Origin of the sequence: Escherichia sp. 93.0816 (genome assembly GCF_013368855.2) — a bacterium.
In the GTDB taxonomy this organism is placed as follows: domain Bacteria; phylum Pseudomonadota; class Gammaproteobacteria; order Enterobacterales; family Enterobacteriaceae; genus Escherichia; species Escherichia ruysiae.
Genome location: NZ_JABWNC020000015.1, coordinates 60,323 through 83,469, shown reverse-complemented (window position 1 = coordinate 83,469; position 23,147 = coordinate 60,323). Strand labels below are relative to the sequence as shown.

General features: G+C 40.3%; 24 protein-coding genes and 1 pseudogene. 11 read left to right on the top strand and 14 right to left on the bottom strand.

Annotated elements, in window-relative coordinates:
* Positions 1-9: 9 nt before the first annotated feature.
* Positions 10-354: a hypothetical protein gene (locus tag HEM79_RS15880; protein ID WP_000806208.1), complete on the top strand. Its 345-nt coding sequence runs from the start codon at positions 10-12 to the stop codon at positions 352-354.
* Positions 355-468: 114 nt separating this feature from the next.
* Here HEM79_RS15880 and pilV read toward each other — a convergent pair whose 3' ends face one another.
* The 3 genes from pilV to HEM79_RS15865 form a co-directional block, all read right to left on the bottom strand.
* Entirely contained in the window at positions 469-1,932 is a 1,464-nt protein-coding gene (gene pilV / locus HEM79_RS15875) for a shufflon system plasmid conjugative transfer pilus tip adhesin PilV (protein ID WP_176242908.1), read from the bottom strand.
* Positions 1,933-1,984: 52 nt separating this feature from the next.
* A complete protein-coding gene (locus HEM79_RS15870; RefSeq protein ID WP_176242909.1) occupies positions 1,985-2,542 on the bottom strand; it encodes a type 4 pilus major pilin in 558 nt (185 codons plus the stop codon).
* A 394-nt stretch (positions 2,543-2,936) separates the two neighbouring features.
* Entirely contained in the window at positions 2,937-3,242 is a 306-nt protein-coding gene (locus tag HEM79_RS15865; RefSeq protein ID WP_176242910.1) for a conjugal transfer protein TraD, read from the bottom strand.
* Between the two features lie 644 nt (positions 3,243-3,886).
* On the opposite strand from HEM79_RS15865, the gene mobQ reads away from it, so the two are divergent.
* Positions 3,887-5,389, top strand: coding sequence for a MobQ family relaxase (mobQ, locus tag HEM79_RS15860; RefSeq protein WP_176242911.1), 1,503 nt, complete (start codon positions 3,887-3,889; stop codon positions 5,387-5,389).
* A 130-nt stretch (positions 5,390-5,519) separates the two neighbouring features.
* The gene (locus HEM79_RS15855; protein WP_000638652.1) at positions 5,520-6,113 is read left to right on the top strand and encodes a hypothetical protein; all 594 of its coding nucleotides are present in this window, start codon (positions 5,520-5,522) and stop codon (positions 6,111-6,113) included.
* Positions 6,114-6,208: 95 nt separating this feature from the next.
* On the opposite strand, the gene HEM79_RS15850 is transcribed toward HEM79_RS15855, so the two are convergent.
* Positions 6,209-7,036, bottom strand: coding sequence for an RES family NAD+ phosphorylase (locus tag HEM79_RS15850; RefSeq protein WP_001607539.1), 828 nt, complete (start codon positions 7,034-7,036; stop codon positions 6,209-6,211).
* Between the two features lie 251 nt (positions 7,037-7,287).
* Entirely contained in the window at positions 7,288-7,818 is a 531-nt protein-coding gene (locus HEM79_RS15845; RefSeq protein WP_176242912.1) for a lipoprotein, read from the bottom strand.
* A gap of 432 nt (positions 7,819-8,250) precedes the next feature.
* Between HEM79_RS15845 and HEM79_RS15840 the strand changes: the two genes are divergently transcribed.
* The 4 genes from HEM79_RS15840 (at position 8,251) to HEM79_RS22675 (ending at position 10,513) form a co-directional block, all read left to right on the top strand.
* Positions 8,251-8,724, top strand: a complete 474-nt coding sequence (locus tag HEM79_RS15840; RefSeq protein ID WP_176242913.1) for a DUF4755 domain-containing protein — start codon at positions 8,251-8,253, stop codon at positions 8,722-8,724.
* A gap of 31 nt (positions 8,725-8,755) precedes the next feature.
* Positions 8,756-9,133 (top strand): hypothetical protein, encoded by a 378-nt coding sequence (locus tag HEM79_RS15835; protein ID WP_042003854.1) that lies wholly within the window; start codon positions 8,756-8,758, stop codon positions 9,131-9,133.
* Positions 9,134-9,339: 206 nt separating this feature from the next.
* Positions 9,340-9,840: a hypothetical protein gene (locus tag HEM79_RS15830; protein WP_000195716.1), complete on the top strand. Its 501-nt coding sequence runs from the start codon at positions 9,340-9,342 to the stop codon at positions 9,838-9,840.
* Between the two features lie 70 nt (positions 9,841-9,910).
* Entirely contained in the window at positions 9,911-10,513 is a 603-nt protein-coding gene (locus HEM79_RS22675; RefSeq protein ID WP_226997276.1) for a hypothetical protein, read from the top strand.
* Between the two features lie 51 nt (positions 10,514-10,564).
* Here HEM79_RS22675 and HEM79_RS15820 read toward each other — a convergent pair whose 3' ends face one another.
* Complete coding sequence (locus HEM79_RS15820) at positions 10,565-10,933, bottom strand: hypothetical protein (RefSeq protein ID WP_059217382.1); 369 nt, start codon at positions 10,931-10,933, stop codon at positions 10,565-10,567.
* A gap of 1,280 nt (positions 10,934-12,213) precedes the next feature.
* On the opposite strand from HEM79_RS15820, the gene HEM79_RS15815 reads away from it, so the two are divergent.
* From HEM79_RS15815 to HEM79_RS15805, 3 genes and pseudogenes are all read left to right on the top strand, one after another.
* On the top strand, positions 12,214-12,948 hold the full coding sequence (locus tag HEM79_RS15815; RefSeq protein ID WP_176242914.1) for a replication/maintenance protein RepL: 735 nt from the start codon (positions 12,214-12,216) through the stop codon (positions 12,946-12,948).
* 27 nt (positions 12,949-12,975) lie between these two features.
* Positions 12,976-13,766, top strand: a pseudogene (locus HEM79_RS15810) (hypothetical protein).
* A gap of 85 nt (positions 13,767-13,851) precedes the next feature.
* On the top strand, positions 13,852-14,334 hold the full coding sequence (locus HEM79_RS15805; protein ID WP_176242915.1) for a DUF4756 family protein: 483 nt from the start codon (positions 13,852-13,854) through the stop codon (positions 14,332-14,334).
* Positions 14,335-14,466: 132 nt separating this feature from the next.
* Here HEM79_RS15805 and HEM79_RS15800 read toward each other — a convergent pair whose 3' ends face one another.
* The 5 genes from HEM79_RS15800 to HEM79_RS15780 form a co-directional block, all read right to left on the bottom strand.
* Positions 14,467-15,672 (bottom strand): hypothetical protein, encoded by a 1,206-nt coding sequence (locus HEM79_RS15800; protein ID WP_176242916.1) that lies wholly within the window; start codon positions 15,670-15,672, stop codon positions 14,467-14,469.
* Positions 15,673-15,834: 162 nt separating this feature from the next.
* The gene (locus HEM79_RS15795; protein ID WP_032283297.1) at positions 15,835-16,131 is read right to left on the bottom strand and encodes a hypothetical protein; all 297 of its coding nucleotides are present in this window, start codon (positions 16,129-16,131) and stop codon (positions 15,835-15,837) included.
* 52 nt (positions 16,132-16,183) lie between these two features.
* Positions 16,184-16,474 carry a hypothetical protein gene (locus HEM79_RS15790; protein ID WP_176242917.1) on the bottom strand — a complete coding sequence of 97 codons (291 nt, stop codon included), beginning with the start codon at positions 16,472-16,474 and terminating at the stop codon, positions 16,184-16,186.
* A gap of 81 nt (positions 16,475-16,555) precedes the next feature.
* On the bottom strand, positions 16,556-16,774 hold the full coding sequence (locus HEM79_RS15785) for a helix-turn-helix transcriptional regulator (RefSeq protein ID WP_023155944.1): 219 nt from the start codon (positions 16,772-16,774) through the stop codon (positions 16,556-16,558).
* Positions 16,775-16,924: 150 nt separating this feature from the next.
* A complete protein-coding gene (locus tag HEM79_RS15780; RefSeq protein ID WP_176242918.1) occupies positions 16,925-17,800 on the bottom strand; it encodes a DUF6387 family protein in 876 nt (291 codons plus the stop codon).
* A 540-nt stretch (positions 17,801-18,340) separates the two neighbouring features.
* Here HEM79_RS15780 and HEM79_RS15775 point away from each other — a divergent pair.
* Complete coding sequence (locus HEM79_RS15775) at positions 18,341-19,603, top strand: tyrosine-type recombinase/integrase (protein ID WP_176242919.1); 1,263 nt, start codon at positions 18,341-18,343, stop codon at positions 19,601-19,603.
* Positions 19,604-20,681: 1,078 nt separating this feature from the next.
* Here the strand turns inward: HEM79_RS15775 and HEM79_RS15770 are convergent.
* From HEM79_RS15770 to HEM79_RS15760, 3 genes are all read right to left on the bottom strand, one after another.
* The gene (locus HEM79_RS15770; protein ID WP_176242920.1) at positions 20,682-21,566 is read right to left on the bottom strand and encodes an integrase domain-containing protein; all 885 of its coding nucleotides are present in this window, start codon (positions 21,564-21,566) and stop codon (positions 20,682-20,684) included.
* Between the two features lie 792 nt (positions 21,567-22,358).
* Positions 22,359-22,691 carry a type II toxin-antitoxin system PemK/MazF family toxin gene (locus HEM79_RS15765; protein WP_176242921.1) on the bottom strand — a complete coding sequence of 111 codons (333 nt, stop codon included), beginning with the start codon at positions 22,689-22,691 and terminating at the stop codon, positions 22,359-22,361.
* The gene (locus tag HEM79_RS15760) at positions 22,692-22,949 is read right to left on the bottom strand and encodes an AbrB/MazE/SpoVT family DNA-binding domain-containing protein (protein WP_064529376.1); all 258 of its coding nucleotides are present in this window, start codon (positions 22,947-22,949) and stop codon (positions 22,692-22,694) included. It abuts the gene before it with no gap.
* Between the last annotated feature and the right edge of the window lie 198 nt (positions 22,950-23,147).

The following is a 23,147-nucleotide window of genomic DNA, read 5'->3' as shown; positions in this document are numbered from 1 at the left end:
GGATATAATATGAAACCGTATACTATGCTCTATAGTGAATCTTTCGAAATAAACGCATCAACAATTTCAAGTAAAACAAACTCTACCGTAAAAACATTTACCACAGAACCTAATGATGAAGATTATCTCAACACTTGGACAACGCATACAAGAGTCATAGAGAACCAAGATGAGGATTACAGTTTAGCCCCCAGCAACTGTGAAAGAAAATACGAAATATCTAATGAAAAGCAGTCTGCTATGGATACATTTTTTACAGAATCTATTGAAAATAATGATGATGATTTTATAGTATGTAGAACATTTGTAACAAATGTCGTTGAATCAGGTGATGATGATTTCTATTTTAACTAAATAGATTCTGGTGAAACAAACGCCTTAATTATAAAGGGCCTTCTTGGCCCTTTTAATTTACCATGACATATGATAATGGCAATTATCACCATTTAAATAAAATGGACAGAAACATTATCTACATGCATATAACCTTCTTATATTACTATAACAATGATCGTTCTTACTACCACTACAACGTTGTTCATCATATTCAGCGATTAAAGTTCCAGATATATAACCAAACTGAGGAGTATACGTTGACCCCGGACAGGCACATGTCCCTGTATCACTATTTGGTATTACACACTTATATCCAGATACTTGATCGGTTATTGTTATAAAAATACCCTTCAGGCCATCACCACTTGCTGTCTGCCATTTTCCATTAACACACGATAACACTCTACCTGAACTGTCTCGACCCACAAGACCATTAGGCGTACATTTTGCGTTCAGTGTTGCCTGACCATTTAAATGGAGATATTCACCTGCTTTGATTCTTCCAACTGATTCAATTGTGCCATTGGATTTTATCGTTCCAGCGGTAAGATTACCTGACGCATAAATATTACCCGCATTGTTCATGTAAGCTTTAACTGTTTTACCTGTTCCTACACCAACAGTCCCTGACGCATACAAATCATAGGTGCGAACACCGCCAGCCCAGCCAGCAGGCAGATCGTTTGGATTAAGTCCGTTCGTCGCAATACGGCTACCAAACTTCGCCAGACCTGTTGTTGATAGCGTATTCAAATAGGTATCGGATTTTACCTTCAGGTTGTTGTTGATATTTACAGGACCATTAAGGGTTGAGGTTCCTCCCACAGTCAGGTCTGATGCAACAGACGCATTACCCGTTGTCTTAAGTGCCCCGGTTGTTGTTGTCCCTGATGCCGTCATATCTTTGATGTTTTTGATGCTCTTACCACCAAGATTCAGATCACCCGTCATCGGCAACGTTCCATTACGGCGCAGATAAACAGAATACATTGAAGAGTTATACCCCACGCGGTAAGCCAGTAATCCACCACCCGTGATATTGCTGTAGCTATTAGAGTCCTCACTCCACTGACCACCATAGCCGGACGCTATCTTGGTGTTTCTGCTCATCCCACCATCAACACCTGCAGCCTGAACCGCTTTACCTAACAGGTCATAACGAATACGACCACCTTCTTCCCACGGGCTGGCGGTTGTTATAAGACCATTGATGACGTAATCCGGCGCTGTTCCTGAACGCTTTAACACAATCTTGTAGGATGCTTTTTGCGCATTCGTTCCTGTATAGCCTACAGGCAACAGACCTTCATTAATTAACGTCTGGTAAGTGATTTCACAACCAGCAGCCAAACATGTTCTTGGCCCCGGATCGCTACTTTGATTGTTGGATGATGACAGTGTGGAAATCTTGTCATATCGAATACTGATATAGCGGTTAACCGCTTCACCAAGCTGTTTAATCTGTGTTCCAACATTATCTGCTAATACCGCTTCCTGATTGTTTCGCATATCCTGAAACTTCATAAAAGCGATAAGCGTTCCAATACCTAAAACAATACTGACTTCCAGTAAGGTAAATCCTTTATTCTTTATCATAATTATCTCCCTGTTTTAGCAATAAGAAAGAAAAGGGCTTACGCCCTCTTCATTAAATAGACGTGAAAACTAATGTATTACTTGTGGCATTCGTACATGCTGCTGCCGTAGCTGCCACATCGAGTGTTCCTCCTGCGGCTTTAACAACCTTGGTTCCAACCGTGGTAATGTAGAAATTACCTGCTGCCGCTGTCGCAATCTTCACACATTCCGCTGCTGGCACATTATCGTATGTAATAGTGAAAGAAGAGCCAGCCGCTGATGATGGTCCTGTAGCTGTAGCAGCCAGCGTCACATTACCTTTAAAGGCATTGATGGGTTTAGCTGCCGTTCCTGACCCACTTAACATATTGTCAGGGAAGATTTTAGCCTGAACAGCCACAGTATTTGTCAGGCCAGTAAAGCTTGATGCCGACGTGTATAATGCTTTAACACCTGCCTGTATGGTGGCAATGTTATTGGATTCTGCCTGCGCTCTTTGTGAAGCCTGAACCTTGGGATACACGATAAAAGCCGCTACCACTAATGCAGCAATAATGCCTAAAACAAGTAATAGTTCGAGTAGTGAGAAACCTTTCTTGCTTTTTCTTTTGTTATTTAATAAAATCATTATTATCTCCTTTTTTGTTTTAATGATACCTCCTGTTATAACGCTTCTCTCCTATCTGGCAATAGAAATAGAAAGATATATTTAACTCTGTCTGACAAACGGATGAATTAAAAAAGGCAAAGATTTCTCTTTGCCTTCCGGGAGATTTAAAAACAACATTTGTTATCACTACTGTCATTATTACTTCCTCATGGGATATTTTTCACATCTGATGAAAAAGTAATAATAACGTTCACTACATAAAGATAAAAATTAACAGATTACTGGTCGAACAGAACGCATGATTGAAAAGGAAAAAATATTAATAAAGGATTATCCTGCGTTCTGTTCTTTTATATAGATAACAGATAATAATCAGATATCAATACCTGAATCAAAATAAATTTAAATATTTTTATTTTTGTCTTCCATCCATTTTCGCGAGAAACTTCCTGCCTGCTTTTATATACGTTATTCTTTCAATATCATTCAGGTCTGGTGCTGATAGTAAAATCCCAATAACAAGTTCTTTGTCTACCTGTTCGACACTACAGTTCATAGCCTTAGCCACTTCTGCACCAAGTATAATCTTTAGCCTTGTTTCAATTTTCTTTCGCTCTGATTTTTCCAGAGATTTAAGGCGGTTAAGTTCAAGCTGAGCAAATGCTACCTTTTGTTTTAATGTTTTTTCTGTTCTTTGTTTTTTTATATTATCATCCATAGTTATCACCTCTTGTTGTTTATACGTATTTAATTATCACAAAGAGAAATAACGTCAAATTTACACCATTTTGTTAGAGAGAATGATTCTGATACATTTCTTTATAAATATGTGCAACGCATATGATAGTAATTACTAACTTAAAATACCCCGCACTCTCCGCGTTACTTATTTTTGTGCATTCATGCTTTTATTTTCACATGTCAATTTTTAACACTACTTTCCCACCTCAACCTGTGAAATGTGCAACACATAACACTATCTGTTTTATTCGTTTTTCCCATCAAATTTAGCTATCCCGCCTTACGGCGGGAATAATTAATACTTCTTTTGCCCTTACGGGCCTTTTCTTTACTCTTTTTGTCCTGCGGACGTGAAACCTACACCTTTAATCCAGTTTGCGCCGCTTAACCCGGCGTATTATTTTACAACCATACATATATTTCGTATTAATTAATAAGAGGGGCATTTTACATTGGCTTATTTTATTAAAGACAATGCCCACCTATACACTGCTACGCAGTGTGTGGGGTCTACCGACGGTTGCTGCCGCAGGCTAAAAGCAAAACCAAGGTCAACGTCAACCCCGAAGTTTTTCTTACGAAAAACTAACAACAGCACATATATTTGAGGTTATATTTTTAATGGCGATTTTTCATCTGGATTTTAAAATTGTGAAACGAAGCGAAGGCATGACTTCCGTTGCGAAAGCTGCCTACCATGCCCGTACACGTATTACAGATGATCGCATTGGCGAAACATTTGATTTCAGCCACAGAACAGATCTTCATGGTCATATTATATTAGCGCCCGTTTCCGCACCTGCTCATATTATTGAAAGCTCCTCAGCACTCTGGAATGAAGTTGAAAAAGTGGAACGCCAGAACAACGGTCAAACAGCCCGTTATTTTGATGTCGCTATCCCCGTAGAACTCAACCATGATGACAAGAAAAAATTGGTTGCCGAATACTGCCAGAAGAACTTTGTTGATAAGGGGATGATTGCTGATATCGCATTTCATGATTTAGATGGTAAGAATCCACACGCTCACGTCATGTTAACCCTGAAAACCATTGGTCCAGAAGGCTTCGGTAAAAAAGACAGAAGCTGGAATGATAAGAAGATAATGATCCAATGGCGTGAGTCGTGGGCCACCATGTCAAACAGCTACCTTGAAGCCGCAGGCAGTGAAGAACGTATCGATCACCGTTCTCTCAGGACGCAATGTGCTGATGCCCTTACCCAAGCAGAAGAAGCATTCAGTGCTGAAGAGAAAGCATTCTGGCTTGCCAAAGCAACGGAAACAAACCGCCCAGCAATGCAGCGTGTTCATCGTGCTAAATGGAATGACACCGCGTCACAGGAACAACGAGCTGCTGAACAAGCTCAACGCGATCAGCAAATTGAAGAGGCCAAGAAGGTCTACACCACATTCAGTGAGCTACCACTGGAAATCGTGGTTGATGTTCGCTCTTACTCTGTTTACCAGCGTCCTGAACCGGAAGAGATCGTTCTCCCTGACTACCCGGCAACAACAAAGCAGCAACCGACTCATGCAGAGTCAGAACCATACAGAAGACCAGCAGCAAAATCTTACCGTAATCCCAATAAGGTCAGTAAAGTAAGTGTATCAGGGAAGAAATCCCCTGTTCTGGTTGCCCCTGAACCAAATACATCCACTAAATTGAAAACCCCATCTCTTCAAAACACCAGAGCGATGAACCGTGTTCCTGTGAGGAGTAGGAAACAGACCAAGCCCCGTCAGAGCGGTTTGTTTAAACGTTTCACGCTACTGATAGTAGGATATATAAGAGAGAAATTTATATGGGCCAGAAGGAAATCCGATACCACTGATGCTGACCATGATAAACGTATCGCAGAGAACTATGTCTATGATGAAGTGCTGGGTGTCAATGTTCCACGCTCAGAGTTTGAAAGACGCGCTAAGTTTAACAATGAGCAGACATCATCAAAAGCAGGAGTCTATGGCAATGAATCAGATCATGACAAGACCGTTCGTTTTCCAAGTCGTCCGAAGCAGGAGTTGCGTAATCCTGATTATAGCATGGTTCTGACACCTTCCCTTTATTCTGACAAAATAAGTAAGTTCAGCGTTTACAAATTACCTAAACAGACTAATAGATAATTTTACTGACTGAGTTAATATATCATTGAATATCATTAAAATTAGAATTATATTGTATACCACATAAACCACACACGCAGGGTGATCAATACACTCAGAGCTACAATGGATAACACAAAAGAGTATTATTATGATATATGATGATAAAGTTGATTCTTATATAATAGATAGAGCAAAGCTCCCATTACAATTTCCAACACACTGTCAACCAGCAGAGTTTTGGGAGCAATTAGGTAGAACAGTTGCGACATTTGGTTTTCTGGAGGAAATACTTGGGAAAGCAATATTTGCATTTACCGCAACGCGTCATTATAGTAATGATGAAATTGAAGATGCCTATAAAGCATGGATACCTCAATTAGAAAGAGCGTTGACAGATCAACTATGGAACTTAGCAGAATCATATGGTAAATCAGTACGATTAAATAGTGCTTCAACAATAGAAAACATTGATGAATTAGTCGATGATATAAAAGCTGCTGCAAAAATTCGCAATGTTTTATGTCATGGTTCTTGGCATACACCTGATGTTGAAGGAAAGAGCATTCCATTATTTTTTAGTAAACAAAATGAAAAATTCAATACACCAATAGATATAAATTATCTTCATAATCTCCAGCGCCATGTCATGGATTTAATATGTGCTGTCATTGACTCCGTTACTCACATGGGGTGGCAATTCCCCGGAGGGGCTGGACCGGGTGAACCTTTGATTCGCGATTAGATATTTTTCGTACTTAAGGGTAATATATTATTGCCCTTATTACTTGCCCTATTGGCTATCAGCTATCTTACCATCCATAACGTATAGATATTGGTTTACCATATAACGTCTCCGTCTAACTTGTGACCTTTGGCTCGTTTTAAAACCTTAAAATCACAAATTCCGTATGGATAAATTTTAGAAATTCTAATCACCATATTGGATACAATTTCAGTTTTGTTTAGTATAGATTCTGGTCGCAAAGTAATATTTGAAGTACCTTTTATCTTCGCACTTGGAAAAACGATCCCATCAATATCTTTATGTTTTTCAAGTAATAACCTACTCAATGTTCTAGAATATATATAGTTATTTTTCGATGCTAACACATCGTTTAATAACTCGGCAGACAAAGCATCCATATATAAGAAAGACATTAATCCACGAATATCTTTCGCTCCGAGCCGAGTAATTAATTTACGCACCTCATCTGATAAGATCGGAGAAATAGTAGTTATCCCATGATATGCGTTATAGATTTCACCGATTGCCAAACACCGAATACCTGAATGAGCATTCTTGGGAAGTTCTAATTGAATAATCTGAACTATATCACCATCTTTGGCATTAATTTCAGCCAATGCCGTCCCTATGTGGTATGAAGCATAGAGCATAGGTTTCCCTTCATCATTCATTCGACCAATGGTAGTTAATTCAGGTGGAGGTGAAAGTAATTGACTAATACTTCCATAACCATCAGCATTAGAACATCTTCTTGCCCTAATTATTGGTCGGTCATAACCAAAACTAAAGTTAAGACCACCAAATGAGTTAAGATACCATGATAGATGGGCTTCAACTGACTTTGGTGTACTATTTGCTAATAAATCATTCCGAAAATGGTCAAGACTACTCAATTCGATAACTTTAACATTCTTCTCCATTAACTTCCCCTTTCAGTCTATGTTTCATTTTATAACATACTACTATAAAAATTATCGAACGGGTGATAATAGTTCCAACCCTAACTGTGTTATACCTATTAGAAGAGGCAGGTCAAAAGACAACAAGATAATCGATAAAGTATACCACTTCGGATAAGCTCTATTAAATGGAGTCTAAATAGTCTGTGTAAACATGCCCCTGCCCTGAACTTCTTCAGAGCAACAGAGGCATTTAACGATCCAGCATCCTTTTAGTTAGCTTTCCAGCCATTACTTGTTTTAACAAGATTCATTGCAGCATCAGCAGGTTCATTCATCCCTTTAACGTTGGCGAACGCCTTTTTGTCAATCCAGCCCGGAACGTCAACCAGCTTCCACGTATAAGTCACGCGAACTACTTTCTGATTACCGTTTCCCGGCTCAGTCCATTCCTTAATCTCGTCAACAGCACGACGACCAACACAGGCACCATCTGTTGTGCTCCAGACTTTAGCTTTTACTCCTTCGTCTGTTATCCCTAATACGTTCGAATCATAGCCCTGCTCAAAGACCATCATTCCCTGCTCTACAAATCCATCGAGGATCACTGAATTGGTCCCTGTGCCAGTCGAATCAAGTCGTGGCTTGGCAAGACGGATGGGGAAGCTGGTGTTATTGTTATCCAGCGAGAAGCAGTATTTGTCCTGCCCAATCTTGGCATTGATCGCTTTCTCAAACTCACCTTTCTCACCACATCCCGCCAGTGCCAGAGCTGCGCCAGCAACGAGTAAAATCTTCTTCATCTGCTTATCCATCCTGATAATCAAAGTGCCTAAATTTTTGACCTAATCCGGTCAGGGCTAGAGTTGTTGCGGGATCCGGCTGATATCACATGGCAAAACCACCGCTTAACCAATTGATAGGATTCAATTCTTTTAGCGTCTCGTCATATCGTTTAAAACGATCAAAAACAACCATATGATAGTTTTTAACTATCATAAATCGATATTCGATCGATTATAACAATTAATCACCGATCGATATCGCACTTTCAATCGCTACAATCTATCAATAACTCATTATCGATCTTTTATATCGATCATAATTTCAAGTTCTGATAGCCTTGCAACGCCGAGACCGACGCCATGAGTTTGGTGCTGTAGGACGTATAAAACGAAGCAAAGCTCTGTGAGCGGGTTCAGTCTCTTTAACTCATTTACATGGAGGAAGTAAGAGTGGAAGCAACAGGTATCGTATTTTTAGTGGTGCTCTTCGTCATTATCATGACCGCAGCAGATATACAGAAGAAAAAGCACTACAACAGCTTTACGGAAGTTCTGGACGGCGACATTCTTTCGTATGAATGCCAACAGACAGGTATTGTTATTAATACTCAAAAACATACTGTCCGTATTTTCAATAAAGATAAAGACAGCACATATACTTTTGACGAAATTCGGGAAATAAATTATACACTTTCAGAGGGGGGTAAGTTTTACGGCAATGGAACATTACGAGGTATGAATAATGCGGCTATTGCTAACTGGAGAGAACAACTTTCAGCAAACAAACGGTCTGGTCTAAATATTTTAACCGATGATATTAAAAATCCCATGTGGAAAGTTAATGTTCCCCTGAAAAATAAAAGCACCTCAAACCACGAACTTTGCGAGCGATGGATGCTGGTATTTAAAAAGTATGTTTTCTAACGTCTCACCTTTCATCTAATTATGGAACAAAATGAAAAAACTATTACTTGCTATTTTTATCATATTACCACTTGGTGGCTGTACCGTTCATGGTAATAAATCCCTAACTGATGAAAATCATCAAACGGTTAAATTAAAAATCGTCAAGGGAAAAACTACCCAACAAGAAATTCTTGCTGCCTTTGGAGAGCCTCAAACACGCGCTACGACTGATGGTCAGGAGATGTGGAACTACTCAAGTATGACGGGAGAAAGCCAACTATCTAACTACATACCGGGCCTTGCTCTGTTGACCAATAGCAGCACAGCACACATTAAATCACTGGATATCTGGTTTAAGGGTGATGTTGTGGAACGTTATGATTTTCGTCAGACTGCAAGTAAGACTTCACGCGGTTTGATGGATTGATGAAATATTCATATACCTAAAGAAATTTAATCTAACAGGAGTTAATACCCTTTAACTCCTGATATCGCATAAATCATTTTGTCCCTTTCGCGCTATCATTCGCTTGATATAGGCTAAAAGCCATATAGACAATCATCATTTTATCACGTAGCCTACGGCACCAGAACTTGTTATAAACTTTATCGTTGAGGACATAATTTCATATCATGACACAATATGACGCAAAACTATATAGGAAAATGGCAACGACGCCAGTTAATGAAATATTTATCAAGAATAAATGTCCGAACGATTATATTGTTCATTTTCAGAAAATCACTGACTTAGACTGGCCGGATTTACAACAATTTATATCTAATGGTATAAATAGATTCGATAAGTTATGTATCCTATATGATGCGTTATTAAATGATAGCGCTTCATGGGATTTTTTTAAAGGAGAACGATTACCAAGAGAAGTCGTAGATGAAATCACACATTACATGTCTATTTATCACACTCAAAAATTCTCAAAACATTATGAAATAAATAACTGGATTACACAGAACGATCTATGGGAACAATTCAGAGATATACGTTCGCTTAACCATCATGTTGGTGGGGTTGTTGTAAAGGGAATACGAGAGACATATTTTAAAATAACATGTCGTCTTCTTGCTATTTCTGACGAGGGCGGTTCAAGATTAGAGAAATGCCAACCTTGGTAAAAATCACTCTTTAACTTTAAAGGCTATATTACCATAAATAGCTTTCTTATAATTACTGTAAGAGATTTCAATGACTTTTTTTTCACAAACTAATGGCCTTATTGAAAATACGGAAACAGTTTTCTCCATTATTAATACAATCATTACTGGTGTTGGTGTAGGAGTGGCTTATAAATGGCTAAGTAGGCGTAATCTTGAACGAGCACATGATGCCGCTAACGATTTTCTTGACGAGATGACCGCAATACCATTGAAGGCGCTAACTCTTGAAATAGAAGTAGTCAAGACTGTAGTGGCTATAGGAAGATCAATTGACGGAGGAATCGATATTGATTACGTCGGAGAGTGCCTTACTTTGATGAATAAAGCTAACACAATAAAATTAAAATTCTTCAACAAATATGAACGAGTTAATAGACGAAACGTAAAAATAAAACCATCAGAAAAATACAAAGAGTTAGAAGAACACTTAATTAATTATACTTCATTCTTATCAAAGATATTTCAAACTGCTGCTGATGGGTTCTGTCGAGCTGAAAACACTAATAGTTTAAAATCAGTTTTCAATGAATTGAATGCTCATCGTGAAAATATAAGTATAATGGCAAAAAATCTGAGCATTGCTTGTGGCAAAAATCAAAATATAACATTCAATGAATATTTTTCATTCTAAGTTATAGTTGATAGTCAATGGTAATTATTTGTTAACTTAATATTTACCATTTTATCCTTCATTATATGATAGAAAATATTTAAATAATTTAACTGCTTTTGGTAATGCCCGATGAAGATCGCCGCTAACTTCCTGACTATCATTATCACTTCTTACCACAACAATATAACCAAGGCTCAGATCCTGTCTTATCATCGGATTTAATGGTTCTATGCCTATGCTAATCTCCGTGTTTTTATACTTAGCAACTGGATACCCAACTGAACTATGGATAACAATATTGCCGCTATCTGCAAGCCTTGATAACATTCTGTCGCTGTATATCGCTTTTCTTAAATCCTGTAAAACAGGGATATAGTGTTTATCCATGTTTCCTGTCAAAGCTGTAGGCAAGTAGATTTTTGTTTTTATTTTTCGCATGATATTTTCCTGTTATTATTTTTATTTAATACCATGCAACCAGTCGTAATATCAAAAATATTTATGATATTTTGATAAATATTTTATAACATCTGTGATTTTATAGTTTCTTCACACATCTGTGTGAGTGCTGAAACCAAGCAGATATAAACAGGATCTAGTTTTTCATAACACTAAATAATTAAAAATAGCATTTCATCTCTGACATATAGCATTTGCTCTTAAATGTATAGGAATACTATATCTTTAGTAGCAGCACTTCGTGATTGTTGGCAACAATCACTTTGCTGGACAGGGCTTGCCCCTGTTAAAGATGGATTTTTCAATTGATAATTTTTCCCATATAAATTACTGTCTGTAATCAGTTATAAGAGCTTTAAGCGTGAAGATGGTTATATGTGTTATCTTTCAGATCCCAAAGCCTTACCACGCTTCCTGTGCGGTTTATTAACAGTTTATAGAACACTATTACTTATATTTATTGATATTTATTCTTACCTGATACATTCAATTATTTTTTTGAAAATACATACATTGTGCTGGCGCACGGCTACGCCCCTAATACTGGTATAAAACTATTTTCCTTGTTCAGCTATAATGCATTAATATTTTATCAATGGACAACAAAGCGATCAGTATAAAGATCATTCCCTCCACCAAGTTAGAATTCAGATCCTATGCGAACATGATATTCCCTCTGACATATAGCATTTGCTCTTAAACACATAGGAAAACTATATCCTTAGTAGCAGCACTTCGTGATTGTTGGCAACAATCACTCTGCTGTGAGGAGCTTGTCTCCGATAATGATGGATTTATCCAAAAAAGATCGCGTCGTAGATGCTAATAAAACAAAAGAAATCTTAAATAAGTTCTCACAATAAAAGCAGCGGTTCGTGATTGTTCGAAACAATCACTTCGCTGATAGTAATTATTAAGGAATACAATGCCCCCTGAAAAACCACTAAAACATAACGCAAAAGTAAAACTTGACTCTCTTAACTTCTTACTAATTATTTAATTATAAGCATAGTCCCGGACCAGTAAAATCGCGGCTTCACAACTTTTTTTCCTATGTTTAAACATAGCAAACTCCTATGTTCAAACATAGATCCGTCCTATGTTTAAACATAGCAAGATCTATGTTTAAACATAGCTTTTTTAACATATAATATTGTCATAATAATATATTCCCTATTTTATTTATAGTTCTACTATTGACTTTCACTTTTTTGCATAGTATTAAAATACATATAACAAAAATAATAAGAGAGAATAATATGAATACAAACGACGCTGACCTATTACACTTATTTGAATCATTAACTACAGAACAAAAAATTGATATCGCAAGACGCTTGCTACAAAACAAAGAAATAAAATCAACGACAGTTATTTCTTCTGAGGAAGATAAAGCTATTTCGTTTTCACAACCTTATGTGTTTGCTTTTACTTCCAACTTTCGAGTTTTCTCTGATCTTGACATATCCAAGAATGAATTCCGTGTATTAACCTATATCTTGGAGTATATGGAGTTTGGAAATCTGATCAATCTTTCGCAATCATCGCTGTGCAAAGCATTGAACATCGCTTCCGGTAATATGTCTAACATTTTTAAAAAACTCAGACAGAAAGGAATACTCGTCGAGCATCATGGTCATCTCTATATCAACTCTAACATTTTCGCAAAAGGGATGAGTCATCAACTGGATCATAAACGTAAAGAACAGTTGAGCAATGCTCGCAATCTTTGCGCAGAGATAGAGCAGTATCCAGAAAACTATACGAAACATTCACAGGAAGAAAGAAGAAAACTTACATTAGAAACAGAGGTTAAAGAAATCTATACTGACGCATTTGTTTTCAGTAAGAAGAAAAAGAATAACGCTGTTCCTAATCCCAATAACAGCATACATGTTGATAAACCACGAAAAGTATATAAAAGAACAAAGGAAAATGAGGAAGCAAGAAGAAACTCTGTTGACGCAGACTCTCATATGCAGAAAGTATCCTGATAAAATAATAACAACAAGGAAATAACAATGAAAAAACTACCCGGTTCGCTTGAGATTAAGCTCCACGAAAAACTATCCAAGAGTGATATACTAAATATATTGGCTGAGCAGATGACCATGCTTGAGGAAACATTTGGCATTCAGGAGTTTAAGATTTTCTCTTATCTTGAATGCTACATTGGGGATAAGAAACAAGCATTATATTACAGAAGTCGCAACAGTGCCGTAGCCACATTTAAATTAAAGGGTCTTGAATCCCCTGTAAACACGGCTAAGCTCATATCAAAAGAAAACGGACAACGCATTGTTTCCTTTGATAAAGAACTGGATATAAACAGAATATCTGCTACAGTCCGAAACATACAAAACAATAATCCTTATCGTGGGTGGTCTGAAGGTATCAGTGTTGTTCCAGCTTCAATCATCAGTAGAATGATCCGAGAGGATATTATGCGAGAGCAGGAAGAACAAGGCAGACTTTACCGTATTGAAGAACAGCGTAAGAAAGAAGAAAAAATACGCAAAGCAAAAGACAGAGAGGTATATGAACGACCTTTAAAGGCTTTTATTTTTCAAAAATAAAAGAAAGTGGTTTATCTGAGAAAGATTTCAAAAAGCAGGTTTGTTCAAGCTGCGACTATCTGAAAGATCGCGCCACAAAATCTAGATACTTTACTGAACGACCAGACTTGTTAGAAAAATATTATAATGAAAGATTAATTCGTTTCTCGATAAAAGGCACTGATGGGAAAGTAGTAAAAATAGAAATTTATACAGATGCAGGCGAACTTATTTTTGAACGGTATAAAACCAAGTAATGTTTTAATACCTATGCCAATTTGACACTTACACCATATCTCGTAATATAAATATATCAACTATTTTATCTACGAGGTATTTCTTATGAGAAAAGTAAAAACAGACAACAGTGATTTAATCGAATATTTAGACACGATAAAAGAACTAAAAAATCATATTTCGATAGAAGAATACAGAAATGAATATCGTAAACTGCGTTCCAATGATATTCCCTTGGTTAAGGCGCAGAAATTTAAATCTGCACATACTGAACTTCGCAGACTTGAAAAAAAGAGAGAATCTCTTATTGAATACTTTATTGACGAGTTAAATCCTATTAGCAGTTCAAAAGCTAACACATCAGCGAGATCAACTGGTAATCTCGATTTATTTAACGAACGCGTGTTATACCGTAAGGCCATTTCAGAAAAGAGTGATGAAGAAATAGTTGCCTTGGTCATAAAACAACGCACAGAAGCCGCTGTTGAGTTCCAGCGTTCAATTGAACAGAGTCTTGAGCAACTATCGACCATAGCCTCAACCATTGAACAGCAGCAAAACAAAGCTCGCCGCAGAATAGCACCTTAATCATCCGGTTATCTGCCCCATGAAGGGGCCGATATTCATTATAAAGCATCGGCATGTATGCCAAAATAGAATCATATTATCTATTTATGTATAATTTAACCAGCTATATCCAATAGATTATTATAGTAAGATTCAGAATTCAGACAGTGCCGAATTTTTGAATTGTATATCAATGGTGTTCGTTCTAATGCATGTACGATAGCGATAATCTAGTGATTTTATAAATAACTCCGTATCTGACTTGCATAATTTTATTATATACATCATTTCGGAAAGACTGATTACGTTTAAGCAAATACCATGTGTATCCCTAAGCATTAATATTAAGTTGATTATCTCTGACCAGCTTTCCGAATGCCTATATTCATCAATCAGAACAATACCGTAAAATAAAAAATCTCTATTTAATATTAATATCTTATTGTTATCATAAACTTTCTCCCCTCTCTTAAGTGTTTTGAATACGCCTTCTAACTGCCCAAGTCCTTTCTTGCAATGCTTAATTATACTTGTAGCAGTACGATCATATGATTTATTTATTGCATCACTATCTACTTGAAGACATTTAGATTCAACAGCTATTAATTTATGGTCCTTAGTAATTGTTAAAACATCAGTTAGCTCTCGTTCTTTCTTCCCGATTGTAACAAATGGAGAGATTATTGTTTTAGAATTATTCATTAAACAAAGAGATTGATAGATTTGACGTTCTTGGCGCACTCCATCAATATCTTGAACCAAATCATAGTGTGTAGCACCTTGGTGATTAACGTGAATAATTTTTATCACGTTTGAATCTATTATTTCAACTGGAAACTTAAAATACATAACCGAGTAATCTGGATTAATATTGTAATCAAAACCCAATACCGAACAAACAGAATCCATAAAATTGCTAGCTTCAGCGTAATTATCTGCTGATTTTAATGACGTTTTCTCGAGAATGTCAGAAAAACATTTGTTTTCAGAGTTTATTACTATTTTAATTTTACACCCTTGAATAGGAATATCAGTTTCATCGAATAACACCAAATTTAATTTAGTATCAAAAAATGAAATATCTAATAGGTTATTTGAATTATTCCATCTCTGAGTGATTACTGCATGTAGTGGTGAGCTTTTATTATCAAAGACTTTCATGCAAAGAGCTAAATAATGTGGCTTTTGTGAATTAATAAATGCGTATAATTCAACTTTAGCGCCCAACGCTATAGCTTTTATCGTGGAGGTTGGTAGTTTTGCAACGATCGCTCTATGCCCCTGACTATTGCTCTCACAAAATACACCTATACGTTCAGAACGTATTATATCGTATAAAAATGAAGATGGTATGTACATATATATACCTAGCAAAATGAGAATAATTAGACATCATATCACCGATACTTAATGAGTCAAAGAAGTTATCAACCTAATTACTTCTATTTCTAGCAGTTTATGTGAACGGTATAAAATGTAATCTATCAGCCCCATGAAGGGGCCGATATACGTCAGAACATATCAACATATTGATTCCGCCAGAACCGTATAATGCATTTTGGCTAATGCCTGCTTAACCCCTTTAAAATCCACCTCAGACAGTTTTTCAGCAGCGTTCTTTTTCCATGCTTTTTTCAGAAGATGTTTCTCAGCATTTCTCATCGCCAGATCGATTAGCCTACAGACGAACTCATGGTCCATTACATGCGTTATAATCATATTACTGGTCGTTTTATCCTTTGAGTTAAAAAGCTCCGCGTAGATATGCAACGACACAACATAAAAGATTTCAGTGTTTTTATTTTTAAATGTATTCATTTTTATTTCCTCTTTAGTTTAATATTGGAATAGCAAAATATTTGTATAAGTATTAACGGTATACACACTTATAGACAATCCAAAGCCGACGAAGGTGTTGTTTTACCTTACTGTGGCTTACTTCTCCATAAATCCGATTTCTTTTATCTTCTTCTGTATCATCGTAAAAATGATACCGTGTTTTTTTAATGATACTTTCCATAATGTCATTCATATTGTATTTGTTGTTGAGGAAATAATAAAAATCCTCTGGTGCATTCCTCCGCAATCCGTCCATATAGTTCCTGAAATAACATTCGGCTTGTTCAATAAACTGTTTTGTCGTAATAAGCTCTATCTTCATATTTTTCTCCATTATTGTTTAGGATAATAAGATGCCCTGTGCGAACAGTTATCTGTTCGACACGAGATCTTGTTTCTGTTTTTATGCAGCGTTCTGGCGTGAGTTTCGAATAGTCGCGTCAATCCATTCATCAATCTCACTTTCAATGAATGCCACCGCTCTTATCCCCGTTTTCACCTGTGATGGAAACCGTCCGGCCTTAATCAGTTCGTAAATCCACGTTTTACCAAATCCGGTGCGTTTTATTACTTCTGGTAAACGGATAAACGTTGTCTTTGCTTTTATTTCTCTTTTAACCATATTTATCTCCTGTGTTATTCGATGGAGATAATTGTAGGGAGAACGCTTGTGAAAAACTAGGTTGGTTCACCAGCCCTGAACCAGAAGGATGTTCAGGACCAGTGAGTTCAGGGGATGTTTATAAGATATGAATACAGGGGAAGTTCAGGGTTAGTGAATGTCCCTTGTTTTCTTTTTTGTTTCTGGTTTGTCATTCATTGCGATGACATCAAGAATAGGCGAGTTTTTCACCAGATTGTTTTTTATGAAAAAATCATTCAGTGACTTGAAATAATTGTCATTGCTTAAAAAACCGTGGGCAAGCGGATAATCAGTGTCTTTGATTTGCTCGCTACCTCTGGCATAACGCATATCAGGGTGTAGGATACCAGCCAATACAGGGTATTTGATTTTCTGGTTGTTGAGCTGTTCCCAAGCGATGAGGTCCATCAGAGGGATAATCTTGTAATCAAGTATCTTCTGGAATGTTTTATGACCAAACCGGAAATCTTTTTCCGGTGGTTTAGGCACTTTCAGGTGCTTTTGCCACTGACTGATAAGCACTTTCAGGTGTTCAGCCAGATCGTCACTGCTGGCTTCTTCCAAGTCAATTTCAATCAGCATCTTGTTCGCAGGATTCAGCCCTCCCTGTTTCAGGTATTCAGATATGTAATCCGAACTCACTGAAACATTTTCTTCTTGAGGCGTATTCTCCAGCCGATACATTGCCCGTCCATAGTTAAACAATGAATTCCTTGTCATTGGTCTTACGGCATAGCTATGAGCCAGCATGTGGCTCTCAGAGATCCATTTATCCTCCAGCAAGACCCTACCAGAGTGGATCATCGCATCATGGTGAATAACGGCATTACGATGCTTATCGTCCAGTGATTCCCATTGCTGTCTGGCTTTATAGACAAACATGCGCCTTTCCAGCTCTGCATAAATTTGTTCCAGAGTGAGGTCTTTCAACGCATCATAGCGGCTAACATCAAACCATTTGCTTAATGCTTCCACTATCTCCGCGACAGGTATTCTTTTTGTCATTCTTTTCCCTAAAAATGTTGATGTTCATTACATTGACGTTAACGCATCCGGCAGCATAGAGAAAGGGAATAATGATAACTGGCGGTCTCAGCATTGGTCATAGAGTGTTCTTCTGTCTTTAGTTATCTTTCCGGGGGTAAACATATCGGGTAATAGCAGTAATCTGTTGAATCCGCGATTGATGATTTGTAGCAGAACAGGGAGATCGTTCAGTGAGGTTCAGTGAAGCGTATTGTCATAACTAATTGATAATAATTGACTTTATGGTGATATGGCATTAAAAATGCTGGTAAATATGATGGTAAAAACAGACGCCATTTTTTGAAAGCCACTAACAGCAGGAGATACAGATGAAGTTCGAGTCCAGTCAGAGGAGCCAAATTCAAGTTTTCATGCTTATCTATACGTCTCTATTTGTTTACGATTCAGTAAGTTAGCGTGAAAATCCTTCCCGGTGCGTATCTGGTTTTCTCTCCGCATCGGGATAATTTGGTGGTCAGATCTGGGGTCAGTTTGGTTAGATTCTGGAGTGACCCCCAAATGTCTTTGAACGATTCTAAAATCCGCAAGTTAAAACCTTCTTCCCGTCCGGTAAAACTCTCCGACTCTCATGGTCTGTATCTGCTCGTCAATCCGGCCGGTTCACGTATCTGGTATCTCAAATATCGCTTCAGTGGCAAAGAATCCAGAGTCAGTCTTGGCGCATATCCGCTTGTCTCACTGGCAGAAGCCAGGCAACAGCGCGACGGTATCCGCAAGCTACTGGCGCAGAATATCAACCCGGCGCAACAGCGCATGGCAGAGAAAGCAGCCTGCTCCCCTGAAAAGTGCTTTAAAGCGGTGGCGCTGGCCTGGCACAAAACCAACAAAAAATGGTCGGCTGATTATGCCGCCCGTATTCTCGCCAGTATGGAAAACCATATCTTCCCGGCCATTGGTCATCTGCCTGTCGCCACGCTTAAAACGCAGGATTTCACGGCCTTGTTACGGGTTATTGAGGATAAGGGCTTTCTGGAAGTCGCGTCCCGAACACGGCAGCAACTCAGCAACATCATGCGCTATGCCGTTCAACAGGGACTTACCGAAAACAACCCGGCACAGCACCTGGATGGCGTTGTCGCCTCACCCGTAAAGAATCACTACCCCGCGTTACCGCTGGAGCGGTTGCCTGAACTGCTTGACCGCATCGGTGACTACCAGCAGGGCCGCGAATTAACCCGGCTGGCGGTGGTGCTGACGCTGCACCTGTTCATCCGTTCCAGTGAACTGCGTTTTGCCCGCTGGAGCGAGATCGATTTCAGGCACAAAATCTGGACCATCCCCGCCACCCGCGAAGCGATAGATAAAGTGCGTTTTTCAGGTCGCGGTGCAAAAATGCGTACTCCGCATATCGTGCCACTCTCCCGCCAGGCCATTGCCATTCTGAAACAGATACAGGAGCTTTCCGGCCATCTGGATCTGGTTTTCCCCGGCGACCATAACCCGTATAAGCCAATGAGTGAAAATACCACCAACCGGGCGCTGCGCCTGATGGGGTATGATACGAAAACTGAAATCTGCGGGCATGGACTCCGGGCAATGGCCTGTAGCGCCCTGGTGGAGTCGGATCTCTGGTCACGCGATACGGTGGAACGACAAATGAGCCACCAGGAGCGTAACAGCGTGCGGGCGGCCTACGTACATAAGGCGGAGCATCTGGAGGCCAGAAAGGCCATGATGCAGTGGTGGTCGGATTATCTGGATGTGTGCCGCGGGGGGTATGTTGCGCCGTACATTTATGCCCGGCAGCATAAGGCAGCCTGAATCAGAAATAGCGTAAATCATTAAAACTGAAAAAGCAGATCCTGATTGAACAGGATCTGCTTTTTTGTATTGAGAGGTACTGCCGCTGTTTTTTCCATTATTAATCGGAGAACGTCAAAAATTATTCCGGTAGAATAATTTTGGGCGAAAACCTATTAATTAACGCCTTATTAATAGGCAACTGGTCATTTTGATTTGCGTGCAAATCAAAACAGGTGAAAATCTATCAATAATCGATATTTTCACGAAAAAAACAATTAATACCCTAAAATATCTGAACCACAAACTGCTCAGGAAATATAGCCTGCAACCCTTAAGAACTGCACCAGATACACAGAGACAGAATCCTGCCCCGTTCCGACTGAACCGGTATCTGCACCAGTATCCTGCGGTTTAAAACAGTCAGGACTGCGCCAGTTTCCGGCCCTTTGGTTTCTGCCCTTTCGGTCAGGCGCTGTTACCCTTATTGCCCCTTTAACCTTTATGGCCCTTTCCCTTTCTGGCGTAACCAGTTTATTCGTAAATGCACCATGACAGTCTGCACCAGATTGCATTTTCACCACAAAATAACAGTCACAGAGTGCAAACAACAGGAAACACCGAAGATTGTTAATTTATATGCAGCAGGTTATGGTATCAAAAACCGTCGCCGCATTTTTATAAAGTCATGAGACATTCTGCGATTATACAATATATGCCACAGGATGCAGGAAAACACAGAGAGAATTATTCAGATATAATCCTGCGCCAGAATTAATGTGATTCCCCGGTGAATTTACATTTTAAAATTTTTCCAGTCCTGTAGTATCGGTAAAAACGATTGAAACATCTTTCATTAATAGGGAACGTTTCGAGTGATTACAGGGGTAATCACCATAATATCCCAGTAAACCTGCACTGATGAAGCAGGAAATTCTGAGTCATTGATATTCATTCGTCATTCAGTAACAATGCATTCACCATATTATTACACAGTAACGACAGGTATCCGGTTGTTTTATTTCATCCGGTCCCTGCGCCAGACTGATCGCTGTCGTTACGCAGTAACAGCATTATTTTGCGCCATTCATGAAATCCGTCATTCCTCCTTCCAGCGGTAGCCGTACACCTGTTTCACCCAGCGTCCGCGCCCGTCACCGTGACCCAGATCCGTTGCCGTCAGCGCCAGTGACTCCTTCTCGCTGAATCCCTGTGCCAGATAATGGCGGATCGCGTCCTGCGCCCACGCATAGCGCAGCGAGTGCGGGGAAAATTTCCCCTTCAGCCCCGCCTTAGTAGCCTGTTTGTGCCAGTGATCCAGCGCCGTTTTGAGGTCAGGCTTGTCGATCAGCCTGCCGTTACGCTGCCTGGCGATCGGTAACGCGTTTTCCAGCGTCTTTCTGACTGCGCCAGCGTCCAGGATTGTCGTGTAACGTGGACGTCCTCCTTTGGTGCCGAACACCACTTTCAGCCGGGTTTCGCCACGCTCGATGGCTTTCAGCCACGTTTTCAGCGACTGTGAACTCTGTACCGCTTCCTGCGAGCGTAATCCCATCAGCCGCGCGATCTCCACCGCTGCCGCCAGCCCCGAATCCTGTGTACGGGCGTTCTCCATCACTTTTTCATAATGTTCCGGCGTAATGGCGCGGCGCGTGCCGTTGCGCGAAGCACCTGACAGCCCCAGCGCCTTATTGGTCAGACGCGGATGCTCCACTACCTGTCGGCGTCCCGCCAGCCTCAGCACGGATCGCAGCGCCGCCATTTCGTTTTGCAGCGTCCGCAGGCCGATATCCTGCTCCAGACGCTCCTGAATGTAGCATTCGATATGGCGAACCTTGATCTGCTCCACCCGCTGGATCTGGATATTCAGTTCGCGTAAATGCTGACTGAACCGCTTCGTGGCATGGATACGGTAATCCACCGTTCTGAAGCTGCCGCCTGCTTTCTTCGCCAGCGCCTTCATTTCAGTGCTTAATTTGCTCATGAATCCCCCTGCAACAAAAAACAAACAGTCTCCGGCGTGTGCTTTTTGGCTGCGCCAGAACGATACCTTCACGCCGGAGTGGCAGTTTGTTGAGGTTTAGGGAGTTTCAGGCTGTACGCGGTACAGACTGCCTGCCGAAGCAGGGGTGTCTCCGGGGCGTCGTGCCCCCCTCGGTATCGATCTTTTTCTCCTCTTACTCCGGGCTGACAGCGGCCCCAGAGGGCATGTCAGGCGGCGGAAATATGGCGCAGGCCAGAACTGGCGCGGCTTGCGGCGGTATGTTGTGCGGCGTCACTGTGCTTTTTCGCTGACGCTGCCAAAGTGACGCCTCGTCTGGTGCAGGGCGTAAACATTGCGTTTCTGGTGCAGGATGACAGTCACGCGGCAGCAAAGCCTGTCGGCAATGCAGACCGCAGCCCGTCAATGTAAGGCGCTGGTTGTCAGCAGATTATAAAACCCGGAAAAGCCAGAGTGTCAGCCCGTAAAGCCGGTTGTCTGGTGCAGTGATGGTGTATATGTACTTCAGTCTCAGAGGCAGATATTTTTGCATCCCCGGCGTTTTCAGAGATCAACGCCAGTAAAGGATGCCATGCTGGCAATGCCAGGCGCTTCTTTCAGACGTGAAGCGACAAAGGGACTGCCCGAAGGCAGTTTGTTGCAGGCGGGAGACTGCGCCATTATTTCTGGTGCAGGAAGGAAAAACTGTTTTTTGGGTTTGAAAGTTTGTTCTATAGTGAGGCCCAAAAACGAGGGCGCTGTAGCAGCGCCCTCAATCAGTCAACATAAAAATCATCAGGTCAGGATGGTTTCCAGCCTTGCCAGTACCTCATTAATAACGTTGTCAGGGATGCGCTCCAGCCGCTTGCCGTTTCTGGCTCCCATATCAATAGTTCTGGGTTGATCACAACGAATGATCCCCGTCGTTTTCGTGCCAGCTCCCTCCAGCGAAACTGCAAAACCCGCGTTACGGGCAAATTGTCCGCCACTGGTTACCGGAACAACGACGGGTAAACGTGTTACCTCATTAAACGAGGCCGGAGAAACAACAAGCACCGGACGTTTTCCGCTTTGCTCATGTCCGGCGGTGGGATCAAGTGAAACAAGCCAGATTTCCCCTCTGTCCATTTACAGGATCTCCTTCCCTGCGGCAGGCGCGTCAATCCATTCCCGCTCTTCATCGCTCATTTCGGCATGTGGATCGTACTGCGCCAGCAGTTCAGCCAGTGAATAGCGGGGGCGTTTTTGAGGTTCGATAATCAGGCAGCCGTTGTCAACGGTCACGCCGACTTCGCTGTCCGGCATCAGGGCCAGCGTTTTCAGCACCGCAGGCGGGACGGCCAGCATGACCGAGCCGCCAACTTTTTTCAGACGTGTGGTATACATCGGGCACCTCCAGAAGTTATATTTAAATATAACATCCATACCCCGCGATGTACAATTATCAGTCAGTTCCATTGTGGTTACCTTTAGTGAATCGAAGTGTGATGAAAGCCTTAATCTGCCTGCTGGCAGATCCGATAGTTTTCAAAGGTCCTGTCGTATTGAGGGCGATCATCCTGATACATCAGGCGCTTCTTTCAG

Bases quoted from the DNA above. Each gene is read 5' to 3' on its own strand.
- HEM79_RS15880 (WP_000806208.1), top strand. From the start codon at position 10: ATGAAACCGTATACTATGCTCTATAGTGAATCTTTCGAAATAAACGCA.
- pilV (WP_176242908.1), bottom strand. From the start codon at position 1,932: ATGATAAAGAATAAAGGATTTACCTTACTGGAAGTCAGTATTGTTTTA.
- HEM79_RS15870 (WP_176242909.1), bottom strand. From the start codon at position 2,542: ATGATTTTATTAAATAACAAAAGAAAAAGCAAGAAAGGTTTCTCACTA.
- HEM79_RS15865 (WP_176242910.1), bottom strand. From the start codon at position 3,242: ATGGATGATAATATAAAAAAACAAAGAACAGAAAAAACATTAAAACAA.
- mobQ (WP_176242911.1), top strand. From the start codon at position 3,887: ATGGCGATTTTTCATCTGGATTTTAAAATTGTGAAACGAAGCGAAGGC.
- HEM79_RS15855 (WP_000638652.1), top strand. From the start codon at position 5,520: ATGATATATGATGATAAAGTTGATTCTTATATAATAGATAGAGCAAAG.
- HEM79_RS15850 (WP_001607539.1), bottom strand. From the start codon at position 7,036: ATGGAGAAGAATGTTAAAGTTATCGAATTGAGTAGTCTTGACCATTTT.
- HEM79_RS15845 (WP_176242912.1), bottom strand. From the start codon at position 7,818: ATGAAGAAGATTTTACTCGTTGCTGGCGCAGCTCTGGCACTGGCGGGA.
- HEM79_RS15835 (WP_042003854.1), top strand. From the start codon at position 8,756: ATGAAAAAACTATTACTTGCTATTTTTATCATATTACCACTTGGTGGC.
- HEM79_RS15830 (WP_000195716.1), top strand. From the start codon at position 9,340: ATGACACAATATGACGCAAAACTATATAGGAAAATGGCAACGACGCCA.
- HEM79_RS22675 (WP_226997276.1), top strand. From the start codon at position 9,911: ATGACTTTTTTTTCACAAACTAATGGCCTTATTGAAAATACGGAAACA.
- HEM79_RS15820 (WP_059217382.1), bottom strand. From the start codon at position 10,933: ATGCGAAAAATAAAAACAAAAATCTACTTGCCTACAGCTTTGACAGGA.
- HEM79_RS15815 (WP_176242914.1), top strand. From the start codon at position 12,214: ATGAATACAAACGACGCTGACCTATTACACTTATTTGAATCATTAACT.
- HEM79_RS15805 (WP_176242915.1), top strand. From the start codon at position 13,852: ATGAGAAAAGTAAAAACAGACAACAGTGATTTAATCGAATATTTAGAC.
- HEM79_RS15800 (WP_176242916.1), bottom strand. From the start codon at position 15,672: ATGTACATACCATCTTCATTTTTATACGATATAATACGTTCTGAACGT.
- HEM79_RS15795 (WP_032283297.1), bottom strand. From the start codon at position 16,131: ATGAATACATTTAAAAATAAAAACACTGAAATCTTTTATGTTGTGTCG.
- HEM79_RS15790 (WP_176242917.1), bottom strand. From the start codon at position 16,474: ATGAAGATAGAGCTTATTACGACAAAACAGTTTATTGAACAAGCCGAA.
- HEM79_RS15785 (WP_023155944.1), bottom strand. From the start codon at position 16,774: ATGGTTAAAAGAGAAATAAAAGCAAAGACAACGTTTATCCGTTTACCA.
- HEM79_RS15780 (WP_176242918.1), bottom strand. From the start codon at position 17,800: ATGACAAAAAGAATACCTGTCGCGGAGATAGTGGAAGCATTAAGCAAA.
- HEM79_RS15775 (WP_176242919.1), top strand. From the start codon at position 18,341: ATGTCTTTGAACGATTCTAAAATCCGCAAGTTAAAACCTTCTTCCCGT.
- HEM79_RS15770 (WP_176242920.1), bottom strand. From the start codon at position 21,566: ATGAGCAAATTAAGCACTGAAATGAAGGCGCTGGCGAAGAAAGCAGGC.
- HEM79_RS15765 (WP_176242921.1), bottom strand. From the start codon at position 22,691: ATGGACAGAGGGGAAATCTGGCTTGTTTCACTTGATCCCACCGCCGGA.
- HEM79_RS15760 (WP_064529376.1), bottom strand. From the start codon at position 22,949: ATGTATACCACACGTCTGAAAAAAGTTGGCGGCTCGGTCATGCTGGCC.